The sequence below is a fragment of the Rhodococcus sp. EPR-134 genome (assembly GCF_001647205.1).
Lineage (GTDB): Bacteria > Actinomycetota > Actinomycetes > Mycobacteriales > Mycobacteriaceae > Rhodococcus_F > Rhodococcus_F qingshengii.
The window spans coordinates 1-5,095 of sequence record NZ_LVCT01000409.1; the positions used below are offsets into that span (position 1 = coordinate 1).

Genomic DNA, 5,095 nt, shown 5'->3' on the forward strand with positions numbered 1-5,095 from the left:
CCCGGCCGTGAACGTCATGATGTTTCACGAAGCGATTCGGCTCGGTGACGTCGTCGGCGAATTTCACGTCCTCACATCCGGACCCACCGAAGACCTGTTCTTCAGCATCTATCCGTCGATCGCGGGGGAGAACGTTCGCCTGTCCTTCGAAGCCAATCCGCACCTCTACAGCGAACGTGACCTGGCGATGCATCATCGTCAGTTCGTTCGGCTACTCGAAGGGTTCCTCGACTCGGCTACCCGTGCGCTCGGTGACCTCCGCATCCTCTCGACGGATGAAGTGAAGGATCTGGTCCCCGCGCTGGGTCCGCGGACGGACGGATTCGCGACGCTCGATTCGGTCATCAGAGGCGGCGCAGGGCAGGGGAGTGCTGTCGCGATCCGCGAGCAAGGTGTGGACGTCACTTACGACCAGCTCGGCGCTCGCGCGGATGCACTCTGCGCCTTGCTCGTGGAGAACGGAGTCGGACGAGGCGACGTCGTCGGGATCCTCACCGAGCGCTCGACCGATTCCGTAGTTGCATTCCACGCGGTAGTGCGGGCTGGTGCTGTCCTTCTTTTCGTGGATCCTCAAACACCCTCCGAGCGTGTCGCTTTCATTCTCGACGACGCCGACGTGTCCGTTGTGGTCGGTGGCGAACTCGTGGACGTGCCGGCTTGGGTGTGCGTCGTTGATCCCAGTGGCGACGAGACCGTCGAAGGACCGGTGGATCGACGCGTGGGGGCGGGTTCATCTATCGCCGACCTGTCTCTGGACGACACCGCCTACGTGGTCTACACCTCTGGTTCTACCGGGCGACCGAAGGGTGTCGCGGTCACGCACCGAGGCATTGTGCCGTTGCTGCGTTCTCACGCACGGCGTCTGAACATCGATAGTTCCTCCCGCGTCGCGCTCCTTGCAAACACATCGTTCGACGTGGCGATCCTCGAGATTCTGCTTGCACACGGCTGCGGCGCGACCGCAGTGATCGTTCCTCCCGGATTGATCGGCGGAGTGGACCTCGAAGACTATTTGCGGCTCGAAGGTGTCACGCACCTGAACTCGACGCCATCGGTTCCGTTGACGATGGATCCTCGGGCTTTGCCGGAACTTCGAGTCCTGAACGTCGGCGGCGAGCGACCGCCGGGAGCGCTAGTGGATGCGTGGTCGAGTCACGTCGACATCGTGAATTCGTACGGCCCCAGTGAAGCGACCGTCGCGGCATTCATGAGCGAGCCACTCGAGCCTGGCGGTGATACTCCGATCGGGCGTCCGATCGACGGCGTTGCCGCTGTGGTGTTGGATTCGTGGTTGCGTCCGACTCCGGTCGGCGCCGTGGGTGAGCTGTACGTGATGGGACACGGACTGGCGCGAGGGTACCTTTCTCCGACGCTCACCGCGGAGCATTTTGTCGCTGCGCCCTTCGGTGCTGCCGGCGCTGGTGAGCGTATGTACCGCACCGGGGACATGGTGCGATGGAACGCTGCCGGTCAACTCGAGTTCTTGGGCCGCTCTGATCAACAAGTGAAGATCCGTGGAGTACGCGTAGAACTGGGCGAGATCGAGGCTGTGCTCCTGTCGACTCCCGGCGTTGCGCAAGCAGCGGTGGTCGAGCGATCCGGGTCGCTTGCGGCGTATGTGACCGCGGACGAAGGCGCAGCTCATCCGTTGAGCCAGACGATGGTGCTCGATCATCTGGCTTCCCGACTTCCTCGTTCCATGCTGCCGAGTTCGGTGACCATTTTGGCAGCATTGCCCGTCACGAGCCATGGAAAGACTGACCGTTCAGCGCTCCCCGAACCGGCGTCGTCCGCGCCGGCCGAGCAGCGCGCGGCGGTCAACCACCCGATCGGGTACGACGAGGAATTGATTGCCTCGGTGATGGCCGAGGTCCTCGGCGTCGGAGTTCTCGGACCGCACTCCGACTTGTTCGCCTGGGGCGGTAGTTCACTCGACGCCGTGTATGTCGCCGCGCGAGTGAGTTCCGCCCTCGGAAGACGGGTTGGTGTCAGGGACGTGTTCGGTGCCCCGACGCCGGCGCGCCTGGCCCGGGTGATCCGTGCGGGGCGGGCGGAGTGGGTGGAGGAACCCCGGCGCATTTTGGACGACCTCGTCGTGGAAATCGCACCGGCGCAACAACGCCTGTGGTTACTCAACCGTCTGGATCCCCAGTCGTCGGCGTACAACATTGCGTTCGAGGTCGCGTTCAGTGGTGCTCTGGATATCGAGGCGATGAGGGTGGCGGTAGGTGACCTGACCGATCGCCATCTCGTCTTGCGTACTGTTTTCTCGTTCGACCAGAATCACGACGCGTGGCCGATCCAGGTTGCGACCGCGACTCCGGTGACTCTGATCGAGGTTGCGTCCGAGGATTACGAGGCTGCGTCAGCGGATTTGGTTGCGACGGGTTTCGACCTGGCGACCGATACGCCTCTTCGCTTGATCCTCGCCTCCGGCAGCGATGCCTACCACCGCATGACCGTGGTTGCCCATCACATCGCCCTGGACGGCCTTTCGTTCGCGACGATCGTCTCGGACCTCGTCGCGGCGTACGACGCTCGCGCCGACGGACGGTCGCCGATCTGGCCTTCGCCCGCTCTCGACTACCGCGACTATTCCGCTTGGCACAGAACCATTCTCGGTGATCCCGCGGATCCACAGAGCTTGGCAGGACGCCAGCTGGAATTCTGGTCCGACACACTCGCCGGTGTTGATCCGACTCTGGCGCTTCCCGTGGACAGATCCCGCCGGCCGGACCAACCGTCGTCGGCTCGGGACGTGACGTTCGAGTTGCCCTCACCTATCCATGCGGCGCTGAACGAGATCGCTCGCGCGCACGACTGCACAACCTTCATGGTGTTGCACGCTTGCCTTGCGATCGCACTGAGCAAGATCACCGGTGCGTCCGATGTGGTCATCGGGACCCCGACCTCCGGACGAACGCATCCTTCGTTCGACGGTGTCGTCGGTATGTTCGTCGGGACCGTCGCGCTGCGAACGCTCCTTCGCGGCGGAGACACGTTCGGTGAGTTCTTGACTCGGGTGCGCGAGGTTGATGTGGCGGCCCTGTCCAATGCCGACGTCCCGTTCGACTGGGTGGTCGACCGTGCGGTCGGTGGGGGCGTAGGTGAGAAGAATTCTTTCCTCCGAGTTGTTCTCGCTGTCGATCCGGTAGCGCCCGACTCCGAGATCGCGATGGGAACCCTGACGGTGCACGGCACTCCGCTACCCCCCGTGCACCCTCGCTTCGACCTCGAAGTGACGGTGCGCGAGGATCGTACGATTGACGGCGACGCGAGCGGTATTCGCGGCACGTTCCGATATGCCGACGATTTGTTCGATGCAGGCACCGTGCAGAGCTGGGTCGAGCGGCTTCGTCGAGTGTGTGGCTCGATTACCGAGAACTCGTCAATCATGCTGCGTGACATCGATGTTCTCAGTGTTGCGGAACGCGAAGAATTGTCGGCTCGGGTGCCGGCGCCGTCGATTGTCGCGCAGTCGCTGCCTGACCTCTTCGGGGCCGTCGCAGCCCGGCATCCGAATGCAATCGCGGTGTCGAGTGGCGATACTCGCGTCACCTATGAAGAGGTGCGAGTTCGTTCGGAGGGCCTTGCCGCTGTCTTGATCGATCGAGGAATTCGAGTCGGTGATCGCGTCGCGGTCGCCCTGCCTCGATCGGTCGACCTCGTCGTAGCCATCATCGCTGTCGTTCGCGCGGGCGCGACGTACGTACCGATCGACTTGCAGTATCCCGACGCTCGTATCCACTACGTACTTGCCGATGCAGGCCCGAAAGCGATTCTGTCGACGGACGAATCTGCTGGGCGGTTCGTTGGGTACGAGCAACTTGTCATCTTCGTGGACGAGACGACTGACGCTACGGCCGACTGGCCCGTTGCACAGTCGGAGTCCGCCGCCCACGTGCTCTACACTTCCGGATCGACCGGAGCTCCCAAAGGCGTAGTGGTGTCTCAGGACAACGTGTTGGCGCTGCTCGCCTCGACCCGAGAGATCTTCGACTTCAACGCCGAAGATGTGTGGACGATGTTTCATTCGTACGCATTCGACTTCTCGGTCTGGGAGATGTGGGGTTCGTTGACCACTGGCGGATCCCTCGTGATCGTGGACGGTGATGTCGCGCGCTCACCCGAAAGATTCGCGGATCTGATTGTGCGGGAACGAGTGACCGTTCTCAATCAGACCCCGGCCGCCTTCTATGCGTTGGCGGAAGTCACGCAGGAAATGCTGCTTCCGCTCCGGACGATTGTTTTCGGCGGTGATCGCCTCGACGCCGGGCGCGTGGAGGCTTGGTTCGATCGGCACCCGGACGTGCGGGGCGTCAACATGTTCGGAATCACCGAAACCACAGTCCATGTCACCAGTTTCGATCTTGTCCCCGGTGACGAGACTGTCTCGCCGATCGGGTCCCCACTACCAGGGTTGCGCAGCTACGTACTGGACGCGTCGTTGAAGCCCGTCCCTCCGGGATCTGTCGGCGAACTGTATGTTGCGGGTCCGCAGGTGGCCGAAGGCTACTTGGGTCGACCCGCGATGACGTCTTCGCGATTCGTGCCTGAACCCGGATTCGATGGATCACGGATGTACCGCAGCGGCGATCTGGTCCGTTGGCGAGCCGGCCGACTCGAATATGTTCGCCGCGCCGACGGTCAGATGGCACTGCGCGGTTACCGCATCGAACCGGGCGAGGTCGAATCCGCGCTGTTGGCTCACACGTCGGTGGAGCAGGCCGCGGTAGTGGTGAGAGAACTCGACAGCGGGCCGACTTTGGTCGGTTACATCACCCCGGGGAGCGGACACGACCTCGACGGCGTCTTGCGGACTGCTCGTTCGTTGCTGCCCGCGCACATGGTTCCGTCGGCTTTGATGGCGCTCGCGTCATTACCGGTCACGATCAACGGCAAAATCGACCGAGCATCGTTGCCGACCCCGGTGTCTCTCACGCAGCCGACTCGGCAGTCGCGAGACTTCTTCGAGCAGACAGTCGCAGCCATTCTGAGCGATTTGATGGAAGTTCCGCATGTCGATCCGGTCCGGAACCTCTTCGATCAAGGCGCCAATTCCTTGATCGCCACTCGTCTTTCGTCGCGTCTGAAC

Annotated in this window: 1 protein-coding gene; it reads left to right on the forward strand. The window is 62.8% G+C overall.

The genetic code is table 11. The annotated features are described in order from the left end of the window. A partial coding sequence (locus A2J01_RS18880) for a non-ribosomal peptide synthetase (RefSeq protein ID WP_156519315.1) occupies positions 1–5,095 on the forward strand: 5,095 nt, incomplete at both ends.